The organism is Pseudomonas sp. SWRI22, from assembly GCF_014268395.2.
GTDB lineage: Bacteria > Pseudomonadota > Gammaproteobacteria > Pseudomonadales > Pseudomonadaceae > Aquipseudomonas > Aquipseudomonas paracarnis.
Genome location: NZ_JABWQK020000001.1, coordinates 1,750,755 through 1,773,297, shown reverse-complemented (window position 1 = coordinate 1,773,297; position 22,543 = coordinate 1,750,755). Strand labels below are relative to the sequence as shown.

Sequence of the window (22,543 nt, the reverse complement as noted above, 5' to 3'; positions counted from 1 at the left end):
CTGCTAGTTTGTCAAAAATATTTTGACAAAGGAGGGAGTTCACCATGGTCAGCCTGGACCGTTTTGACACTTTCAAGGCCGTGGTCGAGGCCGGCTCGCTCACCGCTGCCGCGGACCTGCTGGGCCAGACTCGCGCCGTGGTCAGCTTCAACCTCAAGCGCCTGGAGGCGGAACTCGGCGTCACCCTGCTGACCCGCAACACCCGCCAACTGGCACTGACCGACGCGGGTGAGCGCTTCTACCTGCGCTGCACGCGCATGCTTGAAGAGGCCCGCCTGGCGGTAGAAGAAGCCCGCAGTGAACATGCCCAGCTCAAAGGCACCCTGCGCATCACCACCACTGTCGAATATGCCCTGGCCGTAGTTGCTCCGGCGGTAGAAGCCTTTCGACGCCTGCACCCGGACCTGAATATCCACTTGTCCACATCCTCCACCCACGCCGATCTGATCTCCGAACGTTTTGACGTGGCGATTCGGCTGGGGCGCTTGCTGGACTCCAATCACCGCGCCGTGCAGTTGTCCACATTCGACGTGTTCGCCGTCGCGGCGCCGCAGTTTGCCGGGGTTCAAACCCTGGCTGAGTTGGAGCAGTTGCCCAGGCTGGGCCACGGCCGCTTGAGCGAACTGAGCGTCACCGACCCGGCAGGTCTCGAACACCCTTATCGAGCCGGCCCGTCAGCCTTGGTGGCCGACAGCGCGGCGGTCCTCCAGGCATTTGCGGTGCGCGGCCACGGTGTGGCGGTTTTACCGCAATGGTTGGTGCAGGGGGATGTCGACGCGGGACGCTTGGTGCGCCTGTTGGCGGACCACCGCTTTGCCCCGCAAGGGGTTTACGCGATGTATCCGGACACGCGGCATTTGCCGCTGAAGGTGCGGGCGTTTATTGATTTCATGAAGCCTTAGAGCCTACCCCCCAAGCCAAAGCGCTTCTTCAGCACCTTCTCCAACAACCCCTTGGGCAACAGCGCCGCCATCAACGGTAACGCGCGGCTGCCGTTGCCCGAACGCAACAGGCGCGGCGGTTGCGCTTGCTGCACCGCCTTGAGCACGTCTGCAGCAAACTCACTGGCCGGGGTTGGCTTGTCCTGGGACGCTTGGCTGCGTGCACGAATGCCCTCGCGCAATGGCCACCATGGCGACTGTTCCTGGATCAGTAACTCGGCCTGGGCGCCGGCATTCTTCGCAAAGCTTGTATTGATCGCACCAGGCTGCACTTCCATCACCCGCACGCCAAACGGTGCCAGCTCCATGCGCAGGGCGTCGCTCAACGCATGCACGGCGGCTTTGGATGCGCAGTAGGCGCCGGCGAACGGCGTCACCAGTACGCCGGAAACACTGCCGATATTCACCGCCAGGCCCTTGCTGCGACGCAAGGCAGGGAACAGCGCCTGGGTCACGCCGACGATGGAAAACACATTGGTTTCGAATTGGCGTTGCATCGCCTCGGTACCGCCGTCGAGCAACGGGCCCATGGCGCCGTAGCCGGCGTTGTTGACCAGTACATCCAGCTCGCTCAATTGCTCGGCCAGGAGTTGTAAAGCGGCGCTGTCATTGACGTCCAACTGCACAGCATTGAAGCCTGCGGCCGCGAGGGCGGCGACGTCATCGGGTTGGCGGGCGCTGGCCCATACCTCGAAGCCTGCGGCTTTGAACGCGTCGGCGAGGGCGCGGCCGATGCCGCTGGAGCAGCCGGTGATCAGTACGTTGGGCATGGGTCCATCCTTTGTCAGTCCGAGAAACTGCCTTGCAGGTGCTCGGCGCGAAATTCCAGGGTTTGTGGGCGATAGCCGGGGCGCAGCGGCGGGGTGGGCAGGCAGTCATCCCAGGTGGCGCCCGCCTGCAACTCGCCGGGGCCGCGATAGCGTGGGGCGGCGTAGACATTGTCGGCCAGGTTGACCGTATCGCCCGGTGCGTAGGCGGCCACGCGCCAGCGCAGTTCGGTGAGCGGTACATCGTTGCCGTTGTTGAGGGTCAGTTTGAGCGGTCGGTCGGCGGGGCAGTCTTGCGGCGCGTAGGTGATGCGCAACTCAAGACGCGCCAGTTGTGACGCTTCGCGATTGTCCAGCCATACCACCCAAACCGCGACAAACCCCAGGCCGACGGCAGCGGCCAACGATACCGGCAGCGCCTTGGCCGGGTAGCGCAGCAGCAGGATCAGCCAGGTGATGATCAGGAGAACGCCGAAAAACATGGAGACCACCTCGAATAGGGAACGAGCATCCTAACTTAAGCGTAGGCGGGATTGGTTAGCTTGAGCATTGTGCTGGCCGGGCGCACGCCATCGCAGGCAAGCCAGCTCCCACAGGTTGACCCTATTCCAAGGACGTACCCGGTCAAACTGTGGGAGTGGGCTCGCCCGCGATGACTGACTTACTGAGCACAAGCATCGGCCTGCAAGCCATCAATGCAAGCTTCCACCAAAGCCAAGCCAGTTTCCGCCAACTGCAGACTCGTCCAATTCAGGTAGCTCTGGTGTTCGGCCGTCCCCAGGTACCGTTCGTCGTTACTGTCAGAGTTCACAGGTTCTTTATTTTTTAGAACCACTCAGTTTGTTGGACATAGCGGTGTATCTCTACCTGAGGGAATGCGTGGGCATGGACAACGACTCGAGAACTGACCGTCTGCTTCTTACGTTGGTCAACGAGCCCGAACGGCAAGTGGGCCTGGAAAAAGTCAGCTTCATCACCGCGATGCAGCAATTGGGCATGGCGTCGGTGTTCGACATCATCGCCCAACCCAAGCCCCACTTCGTCCAACGCCTGGGTGAGATCTGCGAGGCGGATGGCGAGGTGGCCTATGACAATGCCATGTGCTATGCGGTGCAGATCGGTCGGCTGTACCGTGAGCACCAGGTATCCAACGGCAGAACCCAGTACCAGGGCCAGCAGACCGGTGTGCGTGCGCTGGTCGATGTCGGGCCGAGTTTCCCGAACCTGTTCAAGGAAAACTGGGATGAGTTCTGCAAAGTGGGCGCGATGGCGGCGGTCGATTCGCCGGTGGCCTACCTCAGCGCTCAATATCGTTTCGCTACGCGCACCCTGGAAGGCTCCGGCCAGGGTGATCGGCCCAAGATTCTGTTGAGGACTCGGCGGCCCGATCTGGAGGGGTTGATCATTGACCAGCAAAGCACCTTTACCCCCAGACCGATGCTGGAGTTAGTCAATGAGATACTTATGGCCGACATCGCCCGGTACCGGACAGGAAAGCCGGATGCCAACAAGCCGATTTACGACGTACTGGCCGAGCGGCGCTATCCGTTCATGTTTCCGTATTACTACCCTCACCACCAATGCCGATTAGGGCTGGCCGAAAAGAAGCTTGAGTTGGGGGAGTTGAACTACCGTATCAGCTTGCAGTTGCCCATCAGCCAACGGGGCTTGAACGATTATGGCGCGGTGCAGAACACTGCAGCGCAAGCGCAACTGTTGATGTCGGGGTTAAGCCCACAGCAACAGCAACTGTTGATCGAACCTTCAATGTTCACCACGTTTTATCTATCGAAGGCTGAGCTGACGGCGGCCTGGGGAGGGCCGGGGACTTCTCATCTGAGTCCGCATTCGGCCATCAGGATTGCTTTACTGATATCCCCACAGTCAAGCCTGAAGTCTGTTGTGCCTCAGGCAGAAACCTTAGTCAACCAAGGGAATTTGACGAGCACGGCAACGATTGAATTCTCGGGGCCTGACGATGCTAAACGAGAGGGTCTTTTCTGGATTAATTCTGGGACGCCGTTATATGCGAACACGGCGAATATATGGACGCCTAATTATCTTCACCCCGCGAATACCTCAACAATCTGCACAGTTATCCGCTGGGGGGGAGAAGAACCGTTTCCGATCGAACCGGGCTATCGAGCCTCATTTACTGTCACCACCACCACGGGCACTACCGCTAGGCCAGTTTCACTGGCGGTACTCAGCTTCACCATTGTCCTGGATGAGTACGTGACATGGACGGCCGAGCAGCAGGAGTTTTTTCAGCGCAGTTACGGTCTCCAAGGTATTGGTCACGTTGACAACCCACTGGTGCAACTCGAGACCTTCATGCAACGGTCGGAGCTGGATGCCGAGCAGGTCGAGGCGCTTTTATCCCAGCGTCAGCATTTCCCCCGCGTGTCTCCCAATTGCCCCAGCGGCAACCCACAATGGACGGGGGGCGCGGGAGTCGGCAAGGCATACCCGCACGCCTCTCACTATGGCGCGTGTTATGTCAACGGTCATGGCAGTGAGCGTTATGACAGTGTTGTGCCTGCTACCGTTGTCTCGACGCGTGCGGACCAGTTCGACAATTCCATGGGCCTCAAGGAAACCACGCTCGGTAGCCGTACGGTCTGGTACCTGACTAAAACGTCCCCTCAACGGTTTGACCGCTTGCAACGCATGATTCGTCTGCAGCGCTGGCTGAAGAAAGACCTGGGTATGGACATGTCCTATGCCGAACTGGACACGCTGCTCATCTGCGCCATCCGCAGTGAGGGTGAACACAACCTGACCATGGACCTGAACAGCAATACCCTGCGGGTCCTGGGTGTTTATCGTTATTTCAGCCGACGTTATGGCATCAAGCCCGAAGAATTTGCGGCGTTCCTCCACGATCTCACGCCTTACGCCACGGGTGACAAGGTGCCGCTGTTTGACCAAGTCTTTAACCCTGCTGCGCTGTTCGATACGCCGTTGGAACTCAATAGAGCCGCCTTTAATATCAGTGGGACAGACGCTGCGAACAAAAAAATCGTCGCACAAATCTGTGCCGCGCTCGGCCTTGAGCCTACAGAGTCATCGCTTTCTCGCTTGGCCAACCAAACGAAGGATTTTGTTGGGCCGTTACTCCGCGACCTTGGCACCCTGTCCTCTCTCTACCGTCAGGCGCGTATTCCGCAAATGTTTGGCTTGTCGCCGGAGGAAGGCTGGGGCTTGGTGGATATGCTGGGGGGGCTGGAGTACCAGCGATTACTCTGTACCGGGCGCCTGCTACAACCCTCATTGTCGTCCCTCAGGCCATGGTCGTTGACTGCGCAGGGCGCCAGCGATATGAGCATCAGGCTGGTGCTGGTGGTTGATGCCGCGCATGAAGATACCTTATTGCGTCTGCTACCAGGTTCAGCCTTGTTTGTGCTGGCGGGGACCGACTTTGCATCAGCAACTGGCACGCGGGTGTTTACCCTGGAGCGGCAGCCCCAGCATTCAGACGAAGAAAACTTCGTGCGCAATCCTGACGGCAGCGCGCTTACGCTTGAACCGTTGAGCGCTGGTGGGACGTTGTCGCTCAGCGGCAAGCGCCTTTCAAGGACAGCTTGGGAGGTAATAACCAGCCAACTGTCTTCAATTCACCACCTGCAAGTAAAGTGCGGCTCGCTGCCTAAAAGACACCTACCGACCGTAGAGGCTTGGGAAGAGGATGCGATGGCGCCCGCGCCTGACGTTCTCGATGTGTTGATGCAGATGGATTGGGCCGTGAATTGGCTCAAGGACAGCAAGCACAGTGTTACCGGGGTACGCCGCGCGTTGGGCCTGGAGCCTGGAGATTACCTGCCCCCCCAAGGCTTGGTGGACCGCTTGGGCATATTGGCCGCCGCGACGCGAGAGGTATTGATTACCGACGAGCAGATCTCGGCGCTGAATCTGCCTGTTTATGAACGACCCAAGTCCGCTGCCGCACGAGAGCCTATCAAATGGCGCGAAGTGCTGCAGTATTTGCTGGACCCGCAGGGGCTCGTGAGGCCTGTTCCGCTCACAGGTCTCGAAGACCCCCATCAGTACTTGCAAGAAGCGATTAACTATCGAGTGGGGCAGTTGAACCTCTTCCCAGATGAACGTGAGCAGAGCGTGGCGAAGCTTGTCGGCTTGTTACTGGCCGGGCATGACCGCCAACTGCGGCTGATCGAAGGTTTGGCACAAGAAATGATCAACCTGCCGATGGACCGCACCCAAGTTGTACTGCGTTGGGCACAGACCTCGGTACACGCCCTGTTGTCAGCGGTGTTGGGGCTAGCTACTGCAGCCGCCACTGACTCATTGATCAATCAACTCGAGCGTGTATTGCGTCATGGGACAGTGGTGATGGACCTGCGGTTGAGCACCAGTGCCTTGCGTGTGTTTTTGCTTAATCCGCAATGGCTGGGAGTTCCGGGTAGAAATCTGGAGTTGAACCTCAAGAGCTTCTACCTGCTGAGCTGCTACAGTCAGTGGTTTCATGGCCAAAGCCAGGCGGAGGAGGCATTGCTGGGTTATTTCATCGCGGCCAACCCCGGGAAAACAGCGCTCAAAAACAAAACATTGCGCGCTGCAGTCAGCGACCAGGCCGCTTCCGTTTTGGCCAGGCTGTTGGGGTGGCGGCAGGACGACGTGCATGAGCTTTTCCAACTGCTGGCGCAAAAGCGCGCCTGCTCCATGGCCGACATCGACTGGATCCTGCGCAGCCAAGCCACCTGTGCCGCCAGCGGGCTGGCTGCGGCGGACTTGCTCAGGGCCACAGCCCTGCACGGCGACAGTACGGGTGTGGCCTGGCAAGCGGTAGGCAATGCGGTCATGGCTGCCCGGCGCTGAGCGCCTGCGCACTTTTACGATGAATAAGGAGCGAGCATGTCCAGCTCAATCGATAGCCAGCTCAACGAAACCCTGCGCGATGCCCTGGTGGCCTACTATCTGGATGAGGTGGTACCGAACGCAGCGGAGTTTGTCGACGCCCAGTTGGGCGACAAAATCAAGACCGCCAACGACCTCTACCAATACAAGCTGCTGGATGTGCAGGTCAGCCAGGCCGTGCCCACCAGCCCGGTGGCCTCGGCCATCGCCAGTATTCAGCAGTACATCAATGCCGCGCTGATGGGCATGGAGCCGGGCTATGAAACCAAAGTGATGGAAGATCACCTGATCAGGCAGTGGCGCGAGATCGACTGCCAATACCCCATCTGGGCGGCCAACCAGCAGTTGAGCTATTACCCGGAACTGTATATCGACCCCTCGTTGCGCCTGACCAAATCCAAGTATTTCCAGCAACTGGAAAACGACCTCAATCAGAACAAGATCGAGATCGACACCACTCAGGAAGCGGTGCTGTCTTATCTGGCGAGCTTTGAGGAAGTGGCCAACCTGACGATTATCAATGGATACATCAATATCACTGATTTCAAGAATGGCATGTATTACTTTATCGGCAAGTCCCGGGCCGAGAGTGTGTACTACTGGCGCTCGGTGGATATGTCCCAGCGTACTTACATGAACCTCAACGGCACGGATCCCAACCGGCCAAAGTTCGATTATCCGCAGCCGGGGGCGTGGTCAGACTGGCACAAGGCTAACTTGCCGATTTCGGCCAGTGCGATTGAGCGCACCATCAGGCCAGTGTTGTTCAATAACCGCCTGTTTGTATTGTGGGTGGAGTGCGTGGATAACGACCCTGCTCAGATGACGGTTGAAGAAGGTTATCGCCCAGGTGGTACCCCCATACCGCCAGATCCGGGCTCACCGGTTATCAAAGTACACAGTAACCCGATGTTGCGTTTGAACATGGTCTACAAGAAGTACGACGACAGTTGGAGTATGCCGCAAACCGTCATTGAAGCCTGGAGTGGGTCACCGTTGTTCAAGACTATGGACTTGGCGGAGCAGGTTGAGAGCATTGCCGTGGCCGACAGTTCGACGATGCCGGAGTCGATGTTTGTGGCGATGTATATGGGGTATACCGCAGGTAATGCAACGGATGGTGCGGCGGATCAATATGCGTTTCTAAAAACGGCGATGATCGATAAGAACTTTAATGTAACGGCGCTGTTTCCCAATCGTGGGTATGTGCCCAGTATCGGAACTCGAAAGGAGATCAAGGCACCCCATGTCTTGAGGGTGGGAAGGTTATTTGCTCAGGATAATAAAGGGCGGTTTCAGTTCAAAGTGCCTGAGCTTAGTATAGCGCTGAAAAGTGTCGAGTCGCATCGGCCGCATCAAGAGCTGGATAACTGGAATTTTGAAGAGAGGCAGGTTTCGATTGTTAGCCCTTCCCGTGGAGATGATGTTACTTATGATAAGTCTACAGGGGAAGTGTTCTTTAAATCTAAAATATCAGCTGTATTTTCAAAGCCTCCTGATGTGACGTTTTCTATAACGGCTTTTGATTCGGAGACGCAAGATAGATATAAGCTTGAAATGGTTTTGCCCGCAAACCAAACGACGGGCTATGAGACGCTTTTGAACGGTTCTAGAATTCAAGTGTTGAGTGGTTCGCAGTTTAGTGGTGGGGGGAGGTGTAGGGTTAGTTTGATATCTTCTCGTACTAATGGATACGTTGGAAGCGGGTTATTGTCTTATTTCTTGCGTGACACATATGATGCTCATCATTGTACTCTTGGTCTGCCGGATGCAAATGGTTTTATATCAATATCTTCTAAGATTGCTGTGCTGGTGCGTGATTATTTGATGCACACCGGTTTAGTATTAAAAACAGTGCAGACGGATTGGCCTGCTGGATTCCGTCACGCTGAGGTCCAGGAGTTTATAAGGCCCCCTACTTATGTTTTTCAGCACGTTATTCTGCGACCTCTGAATCTGAGTGATCCGATGGCAGCTAATCCTGGCGCGGCGTCACTTTGGCACTCCGGTGGATTCGCAGTAATAAATCCACCCGACACCCATACATTAAAGCTCCCCATTAACCCTGAAACCCTGTTGCCTGACTGGCCGGGAGCCTGGCCCATCGGCTCAAAAAAAATTCCGATTATCCATGGTATCAAGGTGTTCAACGGTACCACCTGGCAGGTTTTGGGACATGCCCTGAAAATGACCTACGTAGAACTGGAGCTTGTCGCGCAAGTCACCACACCGCTGATCGCCCCTCGCATCAACACCCGTGCCAGCCCAACTCTGGGCATCGCCGAATTCATCGATTTCACCAACTCTGGCATCAAGCTAAACGATGCCGGCACCGCTCCACGCCAACCCATCCGCATGAATACATTGTTTGCACGCGAGTTGATCAACCGCGCCAATATCGCCCTGGAAAACCTGCTGTCCTGGGATACTCAGCTCCTTGAAGAGCCCCCTCTCAATCCACCAGCGGCCATTAACCAGATGGATTTTCACGGTGCCAACGGCTTGTATTTCTGGGAGTTGTTCCTGCACCTGCCTTTCATGGTCAGCCACCGTCTGAACCAGGAGCAAAACTTCGAAGGCGCCGAACAGTGGCTGGGCTTTATCTTCGACCCTTCGCGCAAAAAAGACGAGAAGGGCCGTCCGGCCTACTGGAACGTACGGCCTTTGATGGATGACCCGGTAGAAATGGACTACGTGTCGCGCAAACCCGCCGATCCGGACGGTATCGCTAGCAGCCACCCGGTGCGTTATCGCAAGGCGATCTACATGTTCTACATCAAGAACCTGCTGGACCGGGGTGACGCCGCCTACCGGCAACTGACCCCCGACAGCCTCGTAGCGGCCAAGCTGTGGTACGTGCGCGTGCTTGACCTGCTGGGGCCGCGCCCTGATATCAACGTGGTGGACCATTGGCAACCGATCCCCCTGAAAACCCTGAGCGACGCCACCAACTCAAAATTGCGCGAGTTCGAACAGCGCCTGATCCGGCAGGACCAACTACGCGAAGAGAGTGCCGCGGCCAACGATGGCGAGTCGCTCTACCACTTCGCCGAACCGCCGCTGTACCTGCGCACTTTCGCGCCCGACCCTACCCTGCTTGATCTGGATAACAGATACCTGCGCTTGCCCTTCAACCGTGAGTTGGTCCAGAACTGGGATACCGCCGAGGCGCGCCTGGACAACCTGCGCAACAACCGTACGCTGGACGGCAAGCCGCTGATGCTGCCCTTGTTTGCCGCCCCCTTGAACCCGCGCGATCTGCTGGCGGCGTTCGGTCAGGGCGCGGCCTCCGGTGGTGCCGCGCGGTTGTTGGCCCAGGAGGTGCCACCTTATCGCTACAGTGTGATGCACAACCGTGCCAGCAGTGCTGTGGAAACCCTGATCCAATTTGGCAATACGTTGTTGTCATTGATCGAGCGCAAGGAACAGGCGCAACTGCAGGAGCTGCAATACCACCAGGCTTGGGAGTTCGCCCAATTTGCGGTGGACCTTCAGCAGCAGGCACAAAAGATCGACCTTGAGCAGAAAAAAGCGCTGGAGGCGAGTAAGGCACTGGCTCAGGGACGCCTGGATTTCTACCGTAAGTTGGCCGATGAAGTGGTGAATGCCGGTGAAAAAGCTGCTGCAGCGCTGCACTTGGAAGGGCGGGTGTTGGACAACATCAGTCAGGTGGCCAATGCCGTTGGCAGTGGCCTGAAGGCCCCCCCCAATTCGGCTGGCGGCGGCGGCGGGGCTCACGCGGGTTTGACTAATGGTGCCGTTGCCGTAGCGTCCTCCGGGGGATGGCGCCTGGAGGGCGTCGCCGAAATGGTCAGTGCCTATTCTTCAGCCAGGGCCGCGATGCTCCATACCATTGCGGAGGCGACGGACCGCGCTGAAAACTTCCGCCGTCGCCACCAGGAGTGGATGCAAGCCGGTGACCAAGCCACGCTGGAAATTGCCCAGATCGAGGCACAAATGCAAGTGCTTGAAGCACAGGCCCGCGCTACCACTCTGCAATTGAACCAGGCCCGCGTCGCCCAGGATCAGGCGTTGGCCAGCTATGATTTTCTGCGTACCCGTTTCAGCAATGCGCAACTCTATCAATGGCTCAACGGCCAGTTCGCGACCTTCTATTACCAGGCCTACGATGCCACCTTGGCGCTGTGCCTGGCCGCTGAAGCCTGTTGGCAATTTGAACTCGCCGACTTCAGCACGCGCTTTATCCAGGCGGGCGTCTGGAAGGACAGCTACCGAGGCTTGAGCGCCGGCGAGGCGTTGAAGTTGTCCTTATTGAAAATGGACTCGGCGTACCTGAGTCGCAATGAACGACGGTTGGAGATCACCAAGACGGTGTCCCTGCGCCAACTCAAGGACAAGGATCCGACCTCCGCCATCAATCAGGACTGGGACACCATCAAGCTTGGCCTGATAGACAACTGCCGCGTCGATTTCCAGCTGACGCAGCCCATGTTCGACAGCAATTACCCTGGGCATAGCGTGCGCCGGATCAAACGTATCAGCGTGTCGTTGCCTGTGGTCCTGGGGCCCTACGAAGACATTCACGCCACCTTGACCCAAACCTACAGTGCCGTGCAGATAGGCGACACCCTCAAGGAAAACCTGCGGGCCAGCCAGCAAATCGTTTTGTCTGGCGGGGTGGATGACGATGGGCTGTTCACTTTCAGTTTCGATGATGAGCGTTATTTGCCCTTTGAGGGTACGGGCGCTATTTCAGGCTGGGCGTTGGAATTCACCTCTACTGACGTTGCGGCGCGAAACCGTCTGTTCGAATCGCTGACCGACATCATCCTGAAGCTGCATTACACGGCCAAGGCTGGCTAGGAGCAAGCATGGTGAACCATGACGAGTCGCTGCAAATCGCCGCGCCGTCCCTGCCCAAGGGCGGTGGCGCCATCCAGAGTATCGGCAATGGCCTGGGACCGGTCGGTATCAGCGGTAGTGCATCGTTCGAGTTGCCCTTGCCAATCTCCCCAGGGCGGGGTTTTGCCCCGGACCTGACGCTGGGTTACAGCAGCACCAACGGCAACAGCTCGTTCGGAATAGGCTGGGGCAAGACGCCCAATGCGATCACTCGACGAACGTCCACAGGGGTGCCGGCGTATACCGATGAAGACGTGATCCTGGGGCCGGATGGGGAGCCCTGGATGCCGGAGCGCAACCCGAGGACGGGTACAGAGGTTTCAAGGGTCGAGACGGCCTATAACGGCTTGCCGGTGGGGCCTTACACCGTTGTACGCTACTGGCCTCGCACCGAAGGCGCATTTGCACTGATCGAGCATTGGTCCGATACCGACGACCCGGGGGGGTTCTGGCTGATTCACAGCGCGGACGGCAATCTGCACCTGTACGGCAAAACCGCTGCTTCACGACGTGCCGACCCGGATGTCGATGCGCGTGTGGGGGAGTGGCTGCTCGAAGAAAGCCTCAACCCGCGTGGCGAGCACATTGTCTACCATTATCAGGCCGACGATCACGCAGGTGCCCAGCGTTACTTGAGCAAGGTGCTTTACGGCAATGCGCTCGCCGATGACCAGCTGTATGCGTGGCGCGTTGAGGCTGGGCAAGGTGTGCTATGGCATTTTCATCTGGTGTTCGACCATGGTGAACGTCCTATTGCCCTCATGACCGCTCCCCCTTATGAGGCCACCCAGGCATGGCCTGGACGCAGCGATCCGTTCTCCAGCTATGCCTATGGTTTTGAGCTCAGGACGCGGCAACTGTGTCGGCAGGTGCTGATGTTCCACTACTTTCCCGATGAGCCAGACATGGGGCCGGCGCCCGTGCTGGTGCGCCGACTACTGCTTGAATATCGGCCATCGTCACTGGGTTATAGCCTGCTGCATGCGGCCCATGAACAAGCCATTGACCGGGCCGGGAAGGTACAGAGTCGGCCGCCGTTGGAGTTCATCTATAACGCGTTCGAGCTCGCACCGGATCCCCAGCGCTATCAGCCATTTGAAACGATGCCGGGTCTTGACGACGGCCAGCGTTATCAATTTGTCGACCTGTACGGCGAAGGTTTTCCGGGCATTTTGTATTCTGACGATAAAGCCTGGTATTACCGCGCACCTATGCGGGCCAAGGCGGCGAGCCACCCTGACGACGTGGCCTATGACGATTGGCATGAGTTGCCAGAGATTCCGATAGCTGACCGCCTGCAAGCACCCCGGCAGTTTTTAAGCGACCTCACCGGTGATGGCTGCCTTGAATGGGTCGTAGCCCAGCCTGGGCTGTGTGGTTTTTTTACCTGCAACCCGGACCGCAGTTGGTCGAACTTCGCGACCGTGGATGCCTTCCCTCACGAGTTTTTTCATCCCCAGGGGCAATTGGCCAATCTGATGGGGGGCGGCTTGTCTGACCTGGCGATGATCGGCCCGCGCAGCGTACGTTTGTATGCCAACCAGCGGCAAGCGGGGTTTGCCCCCGCCACCCAGGTTAAGCGCAAGGAAGGCGAGGATGATCTGCCGTTGATCAGTAACGCCGCCACCGAGTTGGTCGCCTTCAGTGACGTGCTCGGCAGCGGCCAGCAGCACCTGATCCGCATCCGCCACGACCGGCTTGAATGCTGGCCCAACCTGGGGCGAGGCCGCTTTGGTAAAGGGTTCAGGTTCAGCACGCTGGGTTTTGCTTATGACGAGTTCGATGCATCGCGGGTCTTGCTCGCGGATCTGGACGGCTCCGGTGCCGCAGACCTGATCTACTTGAAAGCCGAGTGCGCGCTGGTGTTCATGAACCGTTGTGGCAACGGCTTTGACGACGCCGTCGAGCTTCCTTGGCCCAAAGACGTTCGCTATGACAGATTTTGCCGGGTGAGTACCGCTGACTTGCAAGGGCTGGGTTGCTCCAGCCTGGTGTTGACGGTGCCGCATATGTCGCCCATGCATTGGCGGTATGACTTTGTCGCAGCCAAACCCTATTTGTTATGTGCAACCAATAACAACCAGGGCGCCGCCGCGAGCGTGAAATATCGCAGTTCGGCCCAGGAGTGGCTGGATGAAAAGCAGCAATTGCTCGCGAGCAATCAACCGGCCGTGTGTCGTTTACCTTTCCCCGTGCCGGTGGTGAGTGAGCAGGTTCAATGTGACGAAATCACGGGTAATCGGCTGACGCAACGGTTCGAATATCGAAAAGGCTTTTACGACGGACAGGTACGAACGTTCCGAGGTTTTGCCCTGCTCCTGGCGACTGATACCGACGCTGCTGCCGAGGCATCACCGGAGTCGGGTTTCAGTGAGCCGGTATTGCGCAAGACCTGGTTTCATGTCGGACAGGTGATCGACCCAGCGTGCGATGAGTATTTCAACGGTGATCGGGCTGCTCACCCCTTGGGAGCAACCTTGCTTAGCCATTATCACGAAGCCGACGGTGTCGATGAACTTGTCGTACCCCAGGCCGATGAGTTGCCTGGCATGCTCCAAGCACTGGCAGGCCAGGTATTGCGTGTGGAAACCTATGGAGGGCGCAACGCAGGTGACGTCCCCTATAGCGTCGAGCAAAACCGCTACCTGGTACGCGTGCTGGATCGGCCAGTAGGCGGTCAATTCGCACCTTACAAGGTGATGCTGGCGTTATCGTTGGAGTCGATCGCCTACCAGTACGAGCAACAGGTCGATGACCCGCAGTGCCAGCACGGGATCAACCTGCGCTGGGATGCCTTTGGCAGCCTGACCCATGGCGTCAGGGTCAGTTATGCCCGGCGCCTGACGGCCCAGGATGATCCGGCCTGCCAGGTGGACCCGAATGAAATCACACCGCAGAAACGCTGGTGGTGTGATGCCCATGATTCGGCGCAGCAGGTTTACTACCTGAGTGAAAGCCTGGCGCGGTTTATTCACCTGACACACCCACAGGGCTGGCGCCTGGCCCTGCCTTTTCAGCAACGTGACAACGCGCTGGTGCTGGGTAAGGGCTCTGGTCCCAACGGCTTGCAACCCGACGCGATCAGCTATGAAGCCTTTATCGCGCAAACCGCCGCAAACCCCTTGAATCCCCAAGCTCAGCGAACACTGGTGGGGCAGTCGGTGCAGCGCTACCGGGACTTGTCCGGGGTTCACCCCTTACCGGATGGAGAGGCCATGTTCCTGGCCTTGGCCGATGAGTTGGAAATTGCCGAGCTGGATGAGGCAGCGCTCAAGGCGTACGACTTGCTGCGCAATGACGAGGGTGAAATGCCGTTTGACCTGGAGCAAAAACTCCTGGAGGTCGGGTACCACAAAATGCGCCTGGTTCTGCCGTCCATCGACGGGGCGCAAGCGCCATTGTGGTCGGTCAAGCGCGGTTTCAATACCTACGCCGGCCTCGCGGGTTTCTATAACGTCATCACCGTGCAGCAAACCCGCAGTCATGGTGTGACCCATCTGAGTTACGACCCCTATGGCTGCCTGAATACTCGGGTACGCCTACCTGACGGCTGTGAGACGCGTGTGGATTCGATTGACTATCGCTTGCTGCAACCGGCGCGCATTATCGACCCCAATCAAAACACTCAGGAGGTGCTTTACGGGGCATTCGGCCAGGTGATCGCCACCAGTTTTTTCGGCACCGAACGTGGTCAACCCGTGGGCTTTGCGTCGCTCGATGACTACCGTCCTCCACTCGGCGGCACACCTGGCCAAATCATTGATGCACCGGCCGCGGCGTTGCAGGATGCCGCCACTGCGCACTTTGCCGACCCGTTCAGTTGGATGGGCCGAGTGCCTGACGCCGACCTGCAGGATCGCCAATGGCTGGACGAATGCGTAGCGCAGGGCGACCTGCTACCCAGCGGGCATATTCGTGTGTCGCCCCGTTTGCTCTCGCCATCCGATGCATTGACGCCCGCGCGACAACGCCTGTTGAGCTTGATCCCTCAGGTGCGCCGCGAGCCTGTTCACGCCGTTACCTTGCAGGCTGATCGCTACCCGCTCGATCCGGAAAAACAAATCCGCGTCGCCTTGAGCTGTTGGGACGGTTTCGGTCGCGCCTTGCAGAGCAAGCAAAAGGTCGAGCGCGGTTATGCCTACCATGTACAGGAAGATGGCTCGTTGGCGCTTGACGGCAATTGTCGGCCGGTGACGGTACAGGATGTTGAGCGCTGGCGGGTCAGCGAGCGGGTCGAGTACAACAACAAGGGGCTGATTGTGCGCATCTACAGGCCCTATTTTGCCGATCATCATCGCTACATCAACGATGTCAGCTTCCGGCAACACGGTTACAGCGACCGACAATTCTATGACCCGTTGGGCCGTCCTACTCGTACCGTCCTCGCCAAGGAGGACTACCTGCGGCGTCATACCTACTGGCCTTGGTACAGCATTTACGAGGATGAAAACGACACCTATGAAGAGGTGATGGCGATGAAAGAGGCCCGGGGGAAGACATTGCAATGACCGCCCTTGCGCTGCACCGGCAGACCCCAGGCCTGAGTGTGAGCGACCCTCGCGGGCTGACGGTGCGCACGGTGCGCTATTGGCGTGAGAGTGGGCGGGAGCAGGCGCAGGCAAGGAGCAGTCGTAGTGGCTTCGACGGTGCGGGCCGAGTCGTGGCCGAGTGGGACCCGCGTTTGGTGGAGCGGGCCAACCTGACGCAGGTTTACTCGCTCGGCAGCAAGGTACTGGGCTCCCACAGCGTTGATGCAGGATGGCGTGTCAGCCTGTTCACGCAGGCGGCTGAACAGGTGCAAGCGTGGGACGCTCGCGGTAATGAGCGACAGGTTGAATACGATAGTTTGCTAAGGCCTGTGGCGGTGTTCGAGCAAGCTGCGTGCGTCGAACGTCATCACTACGCCGATGCGTCGCCGCACTATGCCGCGCACAACCAATGCGGCCAGTTGATCCGCCACGACACCCCGGCTGGAACGCAGCATTTCAATGAGTTCGGCTTGACCGGCGCGGTGCTGGAACAGCATCAACACTTTCTGCAAAGCCTGGATATGCCCGATTGGCCACTGCCCCTTGATGAGAGAGATGATTTGCTTGAACAAGCAGCCGGTGCTCGCAGCGCTTTGCTGCTCAACCCGGTGGGCAATGTGCTGGAGCAAACCGATGCGCAGGGTAATCGGCAGCGTTTCAATCACACCATCGACGGCCGATTGCGCGAGGCCTGGCTGCAGCTGAAAAACGCGACCGCCGCGCAGCGGCTGGTACATGACATTCACTACAACGCTCAAGGACAGATAGAACAGCAAACGGCAGGCAACCAGGTCACCAGTCGGTTTGATTACTGCCCGAAAGACGGGCGATTGAACCGTCTGAGCGCTGCCGGGCCTAGCGACGAACCGCTACAGGATTTGCACTACGTCTATGACCCGGTGGGCAATATCCTTAGCCTTGAAGACAAGGCCCTGCCGGTGCGCTTCTTTGCCAATCAACGCATCGAGCCGATCAACCGCTATACCTACGACAGTCTTTACCAGTTGATCGAAGCCACCGGCTGGGAGGCCGGCAGCGCTAATCGCGGGCCTGCTCATCTCGAGGATCCGGCTGCCGTGGCTAACTATCGTCAAACCTATCGCTACGACGCTGGCGGCAATTTGCTCGAGCTGATCCACCACGGCCCACAGCAACATGGGCGTGTGTTGACGGCGGCCAAGCACAGTAATCGCTGCCTGCCCGAGGTGGGCGGGAGGCCACCGACCGAAGCGGAGATTGCCGAAGCCTTCGATGCCAACGGCAACCTGTTGATGTTGGACCGGGGCCGAACACTGAGTTGGGATGCACGTAACCAACTGAGCCATGTGCATATGGTGGAGCGCACGTTGCGCCTCAATGACACCGAGCGCTACGTCTACGGTGCCGACGGCATGCGCCAGCGCAAGGTGCGCACAGCACAAACCAACGCCCGCACGGTGATCAGCGAGACGTGCTATTTACCCGGTCTGGAAACCCGCACGATTGATGACGAAAAACTGTATGTCGTCACTGTTCAGGCCGGCCGCACCACGGTGCAGGTGTTGCACTGGGAGGGCGCGGTGCCGCGTCAACTGGCCAATGATCAATACCGCTACAACCTGAACGATCATTTGGGGTCCTGCTCGCTGGAGCTGGACAGTGAAGCGCGGATCATCAGCCGCGAGACTTATCATCCGTTTGGCAGTACGGCGTTCACTGAGAGGGGAGACTCGAGCGAGCAGAGTTATCGCACGTTGCGTTATTCGGGTAAGGAGCGGGATGCGACCGGCCTTTATTATTACGGTCTGCGCTATTACATGCCCAGGTTTCAGCGCTGGATTAACCCGGACCCCGTGGGTGTCAGTGATGGTTTAAATGTATTCGCCTTTCTAGGCGGTAATCCCATTGGTTATCGAGACGCTGTGGGTGAGAAGCGCGAGCCGGTGAATAAAGATATCCACTTGATATGGGTGGGCGAGTCAGCGGAAGCGTTGGCGGCGCATGTCAGCAATATTAATAATACTGTCGAGCAGGCGAGCGGGTATAAAGTTCATCTTTATCTTGAGTCAGGTAACGAGGATGCATTTGCGAATGTCCTACAGGATCTTAAAGTTCATAATGTTGTCTATTTGAGAGAGGAGAAACTCTTCAGGAAATTCAAAAAAAGTCCAGTGGGGGCTATTTATAAAGACTTCAGGTCGGGAGATCCAAAAAACTTTGCGTTTGCGGTGGATACGCTACGGCCCTATTTGGTTCGCAAGAAAGGAGGGCTCTACTCCGATGTCGATGACCAGTATCTCGGTGCTGAGAGTGAAGGGCACGAGCGCCTGGGCGACACGACGCTTTATGCAAGACCCGACGAAATAATCACAAACTCACCTGTTCGGGTGCCTTGGGAAAATAGGGGCTCCAGAAATGCGGTGCTGATAAACAATAGCTCGTTTGCCGCGCATGCTGGAAACAAAACACTGAAGCATATCGAGAAAGAAATGGTCGTGCGTTATAAAGAAGTTGTTAAGTCTGAAGAGTATACGGATGGTCACGGTCGCATCGGAGCCGGGATACTCGAGTTGGAAACACCTGAGCGAATAAAGTTAATGAGTTCGATGGTAGGTCCAAAGGTGTTTAGCTCGATCATAAGAGAATATGATAGTGAGGCTAATGATATCGTTCGTCAGGCTATATTGGTCGAGTCGGGAGGCGACGTTCAGGGCTTTAATGATCGTAGAAATGAAAAGATGCCGCTTAGACGCTTCATTAAGGTAGGTAGTGCAAACTCTTGGAAATAAAATCCCCATGAGCGCTATTAACCACGAACTTCGAACGGAGATGGCCGGTGTGAAATGAATTTTATGTCGGCAATCCTCAAGTAGAGAGACTCAGCCATGCTCAGCTTGAATAGCCATACCCCCACATTGACTGTTACCGATCCGAGAAGTCTACCCGTTCGCTCGGTGAAGTATTTACGATCGACTGCCGGCCAAGCGGCACAGGCACACATCGACCGCACTGCGCATGACGCGGTAGGCAGAGCGACAGCGCGCTGGGACCCGCGTCTGCAGTCGGTGCAAAAAGACGACCCGCAGGTGCCTGCCAACCTGAATATCCTTCACTCGCTTGGCGGCCAAGTATTGTTGATTCAAAGCGTCGATGCGGGTTGGGATGTTCAACTGTTCGGTGAGGCTGGGCAGGGTGTGCAGTTCTGGAATGGGCGCGGTAGTCAACGCCGCGTAGTATTCGATGCGCTACTGCGACCTGTGGCGATTATTGAAAATTCAGCCTGCACCGAGCGCTTTGCATACGGGATGGCTGAGCCGACTGCGGCTGAACGTAATCAATGTGGGCGGGTGGTGCGCCAAGATGACCCGGCCGGTACTCGTCATTTCGACTACTACGGGGTAGGTGGCGAGCCGATAGCGCAAACCCAGCGTTATCTGCAAAGCCTGGATATGCCTGATTGGCCACTGCCCCTTAATGAGCGGGATGATTTGCTTGAGCAAGCAGCCGGTGCTCGCAGTACTTTGCAGTTCAACCCGGTGGGCAATGTGCTGGAGCAAACCGATGCGCAGGGTAATCGGCAGCGTTTCAATCACACCATCGACGGCCGATTGCGCGAGGCCTGGCTGCAGCTGAAAAACGCGACCGCCGCGCAGCGGCTGGTACATGACATTCACTACAACGCTCAAGGACAGATAGAACAGCAAACGGCAGGCAACCAGGTCACCAGTCGGTTTGATTACTGCCCGAAAGACGGGCGATTGAACCGTCTGAGCGCTGCCGGGCCTAGCGACGAACCGCTACAGGATTTGCACTACGTCTATGACCCGGTGGGCAATATCCTTAGCCTTGAAGACAAGGCACTGCCGGTGCGCTTCTTTGCCAACCAACGCATCGAGCCGATCAACCGCTATACCTACGACAGTCTTTACCAGTTGATCGAAGCCACCGGCTGGGAGGCCGGCAGCGCTAATCGCGGGCCTGCTCATCTCGAGGATCCGGCTGCCGTGGCTAACTATCGTCAAACCTATCGTTATGACGCCGCAGGTAATCTGTTGGAGCTGATCCACCACGGCCCACAGCAACATGGGCGTGTGTTGACGGCGGCCAAGCACAGTAATCGCTGCCTGCCCGAGGTGGGCGGGAGGCCACCGACCGAAGCTGAGATTGCCGAAGCCTTCGATGCCAGCGGCAACCTGTTGATGTTGGACCGGGGCCGAACACTGAGTTGGGATGCACGTAACCAACTGAGCCATGTGCATATGGTGGAGCGCACGTTGCGCCTCAATGACACCGAGCGCTACGTCTACGGTGCCGACGGCATGCGCCAGCGCAAGGTGCGCACGACGCAAACCAACGCCCGCACCTTGGTCAGTGAGACCCGATATCTACCAGGGCTGGAAACGCGCGATGGGGATGGCGAGAAACTGCACGTCGTCACCGTCCAGGCCGGCCGCACCACGGTGCAGGTGTTGCATTGGGAAGGCGCGGCGCCGCAGCAACTGGCGAATGATCAATACCGTTACACCCTTAGCGATCATCTGGGCTCTTGTTCGCTGGAACTGGACAGTGAAGCGCGGATCATCACTCGCGAGACGTATCATCCGTTTGGTACGACGGCCTTCACGCAGAAGGGTGATTCTAGCGAAGAGAGTTATCGCACGTTGCGTTATTCGGGCAAGGAGCGGGATGCGACGGGGCTCTACTACTATGGGTTCAGGTACTACGTGCCGTGGTTACAGCGATGGAGTAATCCCGACCCTGCAGGTGAAGTGGATGGGCTTAATCGCTATGAGATGGTGCGCAATAACCCAGTGACGTTCACAGATATCCTTGGGCTTTCACCCACCGTGTGGTTTACCTATGTTGATGGTCAAGAGCGGGCGTTAAGTGATAATGAACTGAGAGCTGCGTTTAGCGATGGGACACCTAAGATCATATTCTCGGGGGATGGCCACGCCAGTCCCTCATTTGCTTACGCCTCGGATATACCTGATGTAATGGCTGCAAACAGAAACGGTGCGCTAAGTTTGTATGTGGAAGCCACTCCAACTGACGCAGCCATTAAGGTTGAAAAATTCATTCCTGAATTTATCGACAAAAATAAAAGCGCGGTGATTGGGTGGGAACCAGAAGAACTCTCGACTTCGATGCTAGAGCTCTTTATCATCGCGATGGAACATTCTGAGTCGAGTGTAATCTCGTCGGGCGCGGTTTTGGATGATGTCGAGATGCTTGGAGCGAAAGTTACCAGCCAGTTATTTATGCAGGCTGAAGAATTAGCCAAGGAGTTTTCATTGGTTATTTCAGACTTTACAAAGCCGGAAGGTTATCCCGAGAGTACCGTTGAGCGATTAAGAACTATCACCTCGTCGGTTTGGAGGGATGAATTCATTAACCCGTATCTGGCGGAAAAAGTCGGGGTTGAGGCGAGTGCAAATAATGACCGTACATTTATGGTTTCAGTAGGGTTTGCCCATCTGGATGTTCGCTACAATCCGGTTCAGCAGATATTGAACGAAATAAGAGAGACTCATGGCTTTCAACAACGAATCTTTTTTAATCGATCCAACAACCCTATAGTAGTTAAAGCAGAGCAATAATTTTTTAATCAATAAAGGGTGTTTGCACTCAGTAAAAGCGTTCCCGCCACTAGCGATGGATCAGTGGTGTGCTGTCTGCCGACATCACGAGCCCACAAAGTTTTTCCGTAATCTATGGGGGCCGTCAAGCTGTGAAAAGGGCTCCCGAAGAAGACTGAACAGGCACCGCAAAGCCCAAATAAAAAGCCCCCACCCAACCCACTCATAGCTGACATGGATCTTCTGAAAAAGAAGGGATCCTATGAATCTCTGAGGCCGTCAAACCTCATCACGAATGCGTCGTGGTAGGCGCAAGGGTCGGCAAGATGAGGGTAAGGTTCAACGTAGGTCATTGCACCCGACGATGTGGGAACCGGTTTGAATAACTTGCCACACAGTTTGCGCAAGGAGGCTTGGTTGATCAACGACGGAACCCAACGTTGCACTTATACAATGTGAGTTTTTTATGAATATTTCAGACGCCGCTGTAAGCCTGTCCACCCCTCTCAGCGTGTCCGCACCAGCGGAGGCCTCCAGCCAGGCAGGACACGTGCAAGCGAGTGCCGCCCCCCTCGAATCGCGCTCGGGGCCGCGTATGCAAAGTATGGGGCTTACGAGCTTGCGGCAAACTGTGCTGCAAGGCCTCGGCGATACAATTCGTTCGCATGTTTTGCCATCCTCAGTACTTCATAGCACCGACAGTTCGAAAGACAAAGCCTATGGGGCCGGGTTGACGTTCGTTGGCGGGATGGCGAAGGTGGCCGGCAGGAAGATGGCAAGCTCAGGTGGCCTTTCCTCGAAAGTCGCAGGTTCGGCGCTGATGTGGGGGGGTAAAGCGGCGGAGAAAATCGGCAAGAACACGTATAAAAATGCTGAACCCAAGGAGGACGGCAATTACAACGCGTTTGCACCGCGTAACTGGGTTCGTTAAACACAGGCCTGACATCCTGCGAGGAGCTGTCTGTCTGTTTTGATGGTCATTGAACCGAAAAGCCCCCACCCAACCCACT

General features: G+C 57.1%; 9 protein-coding genes. 7 read left to right on the top strand and 2 right to left on the bottom strand.

Going from position 1 to position 22,543, the window contains the following annotated elements; translation table 11 throughout:
* Window positions 1–44 precede the first annotated feature (44 nt).
* Window positions 45–902: a LysR family transcriptional regulator gene (locus tag HU730_RS07715; protein WP_186527695.1), complete on the top strand. Its 858-nt coding sequence runs from the start codon at window positions 45–47 to the stop codon at window positions 900–902.
* Here HU730_RS07715 and HU730_RS07710 read toward each other — a convergent pair.
* Together HU730_RS07710 and HU730_RS07705 are read right to left on the bottom strand one after the other, a co-directional pair.
* Window positions 899–1,711, bottom strand: coding sequence for an SDR family oxidoreductase (locus HU730_RS07710; protein ID WP_186527694.1), 813 nt, complete (start codon window positions 1,709–1,711; stop codon window positions 899–901). The genes HU730_RS07715 and HU730_RS07710 overlap by 4 nt on opposite strands.
* 14 nt (window positions 1,712–1,725) lie before the next feature.
* On the bottom strand, window positions 1,726–2,190 hold the full coding sequence (locus HU730_RS07705; protein ID WP_034126362.1) for a hypothetical protein: 465 nt from the start codon (window positions 2,188–2,190) through the stop codon (window positions 1,726–1,728).
* Between the two features lie 403 nt (window positions 2,191–2,593).
* Between HU730_RS07705 and HU730_RS07700 the strand changes: the two genes are divergently transcribed.
* From HU730_RS07700 to HU730_RS07675, 6 genes are all read left to right on the top strand, one after another.
* A complete protein-coding gene (locus tag HU730_RS07700) occupies window positions 2,594–6,544 on the top strand; it encodes a Tc toxin subunit A (RefSeq protein WP_186527693.1) in 3,951 nt (1,316 codons plus the stop codon).
* Window positions 6,545–6,580: 36 nt separating this feature from the next.
* Complete coding sequence (locus HU730_RS07695) at window positions 6,581–11,407, top strand: neuraminidase-like domain-containing protein (protein WP_186527692.1); 4,827 nt, start codon at window positions 6,581–6,583, stop codon at window positions 11,405–11,407.
* Between the two features lie 8 nt (window positions 11,408–11,415).
* Complete coding sequence (locus tag HU730_RS07690; RefSeq protein WP_189673600.1) at window positions 11,416–15,954, top strand: SpvB/TcaC N-terminal domain-containing protein; 4,539 nt, start codon at window positions 11,416–11,418, stop codon at window positions 15,952–15,954.
* Window positions 15,951–18,743 (top strand): RHS repeat-associated core domain-containing protein, encoded by a 2,793-nt coding sequence (locus tag HU730_RS07685; RefSeq protein WP_217862440.1) that lies wholly within the window; start codon window positions 15,951–15,953, stop codon window positions 18,741–18,743. The genes HU730_RS07690 and HU730_RS07685 overlap by 4 nt, the downstream gene beginning before the upstream one ends.
* A gap of 96 nt (window positions 18,744–18,839) precedes the next feature.
* Entirely contained in the window at window positions 18,840–21,554 is a 2,715-nt protein-coding gene (locus HU730_RS07680; protein ID WP_169921934.1) for an RHS repeat-associated core domain-containing protein, read from the top strand.
* A 445-nt stretch (window positions 21,555–21,999) separates the two neighbouring features.
* Entirely contained in the window at window positions 22,000–22,464 is a 465-nt protein-coding gene (locus HU730_RS07675) for a hypothetical protein (RefSeq protein WP_034128770.1), read from the top strand.
* Window positions 22,465–22,543: the final 79 nt, after the last annotated feature.

Coding starts and splice junctions, on each gene's coding strand:
- HU730_RS07715 (WP_186527695.1), top strand. CDS start 45: ATGGTCAGCCTGGACCGTTTTGACACTTTCAAGGCCGTGGTCGAGGCC.
- HU730_RS07710 (WP_186527694.1), bottom strand. CDS start 1,711: ATGCCCAACGTACTGATCACCGGCTGCTCCAGCGGCATCGGCCGCGCC.
- HU730_RS07705 (WP_034126362.1), bottom strand. CDS start 2,190: ATGTTTTTCGGCGTTCTCCTGATCATCACCTGGCTGATCCTGCTGCTG.
- HU730_RS07700 (WP_186527693.1), top strand. CDS start 2,594: ATGGACAACGACTCGAGAACTGACCGTCTGCTTCTTACGTTGGTCAAC.
- HU730_RS07695 (WP_186527692.1), top strand. CDS start 6,581: ATGTCCAGCTCAATCGATAGCCAGCTCAACGAAACCCTGCGCGATGCC.
- HU730_RS07690 (WP_189673600.1), top strand. CDS start 11,416: ATGGTGAACCATGACGAGTCGCTGCAAATCGCCGCGCCGTCCCTGCCC.
- HU730_RS07685 (WP_217862440.1), top strand. CDS start 15,951: ATGACCGCCCTTGCGCTGCACCGGCAGACCCCAGGCCTGAGTGTGAGC.
- HU730_RS07680 (WP_169921934.1), top strand. CDS start 18,840: ATGCTCAGCTTGAATAGCCATACCCCCACATTGACTGTTACCGATCCG.
- HU730_RS07675 (WP_034128770.1), top strand. CDS start 22,000: ATGAATATTTCAGACGCCGCTGTAAGCCTGTCCACCCCTCTCAGCGTG.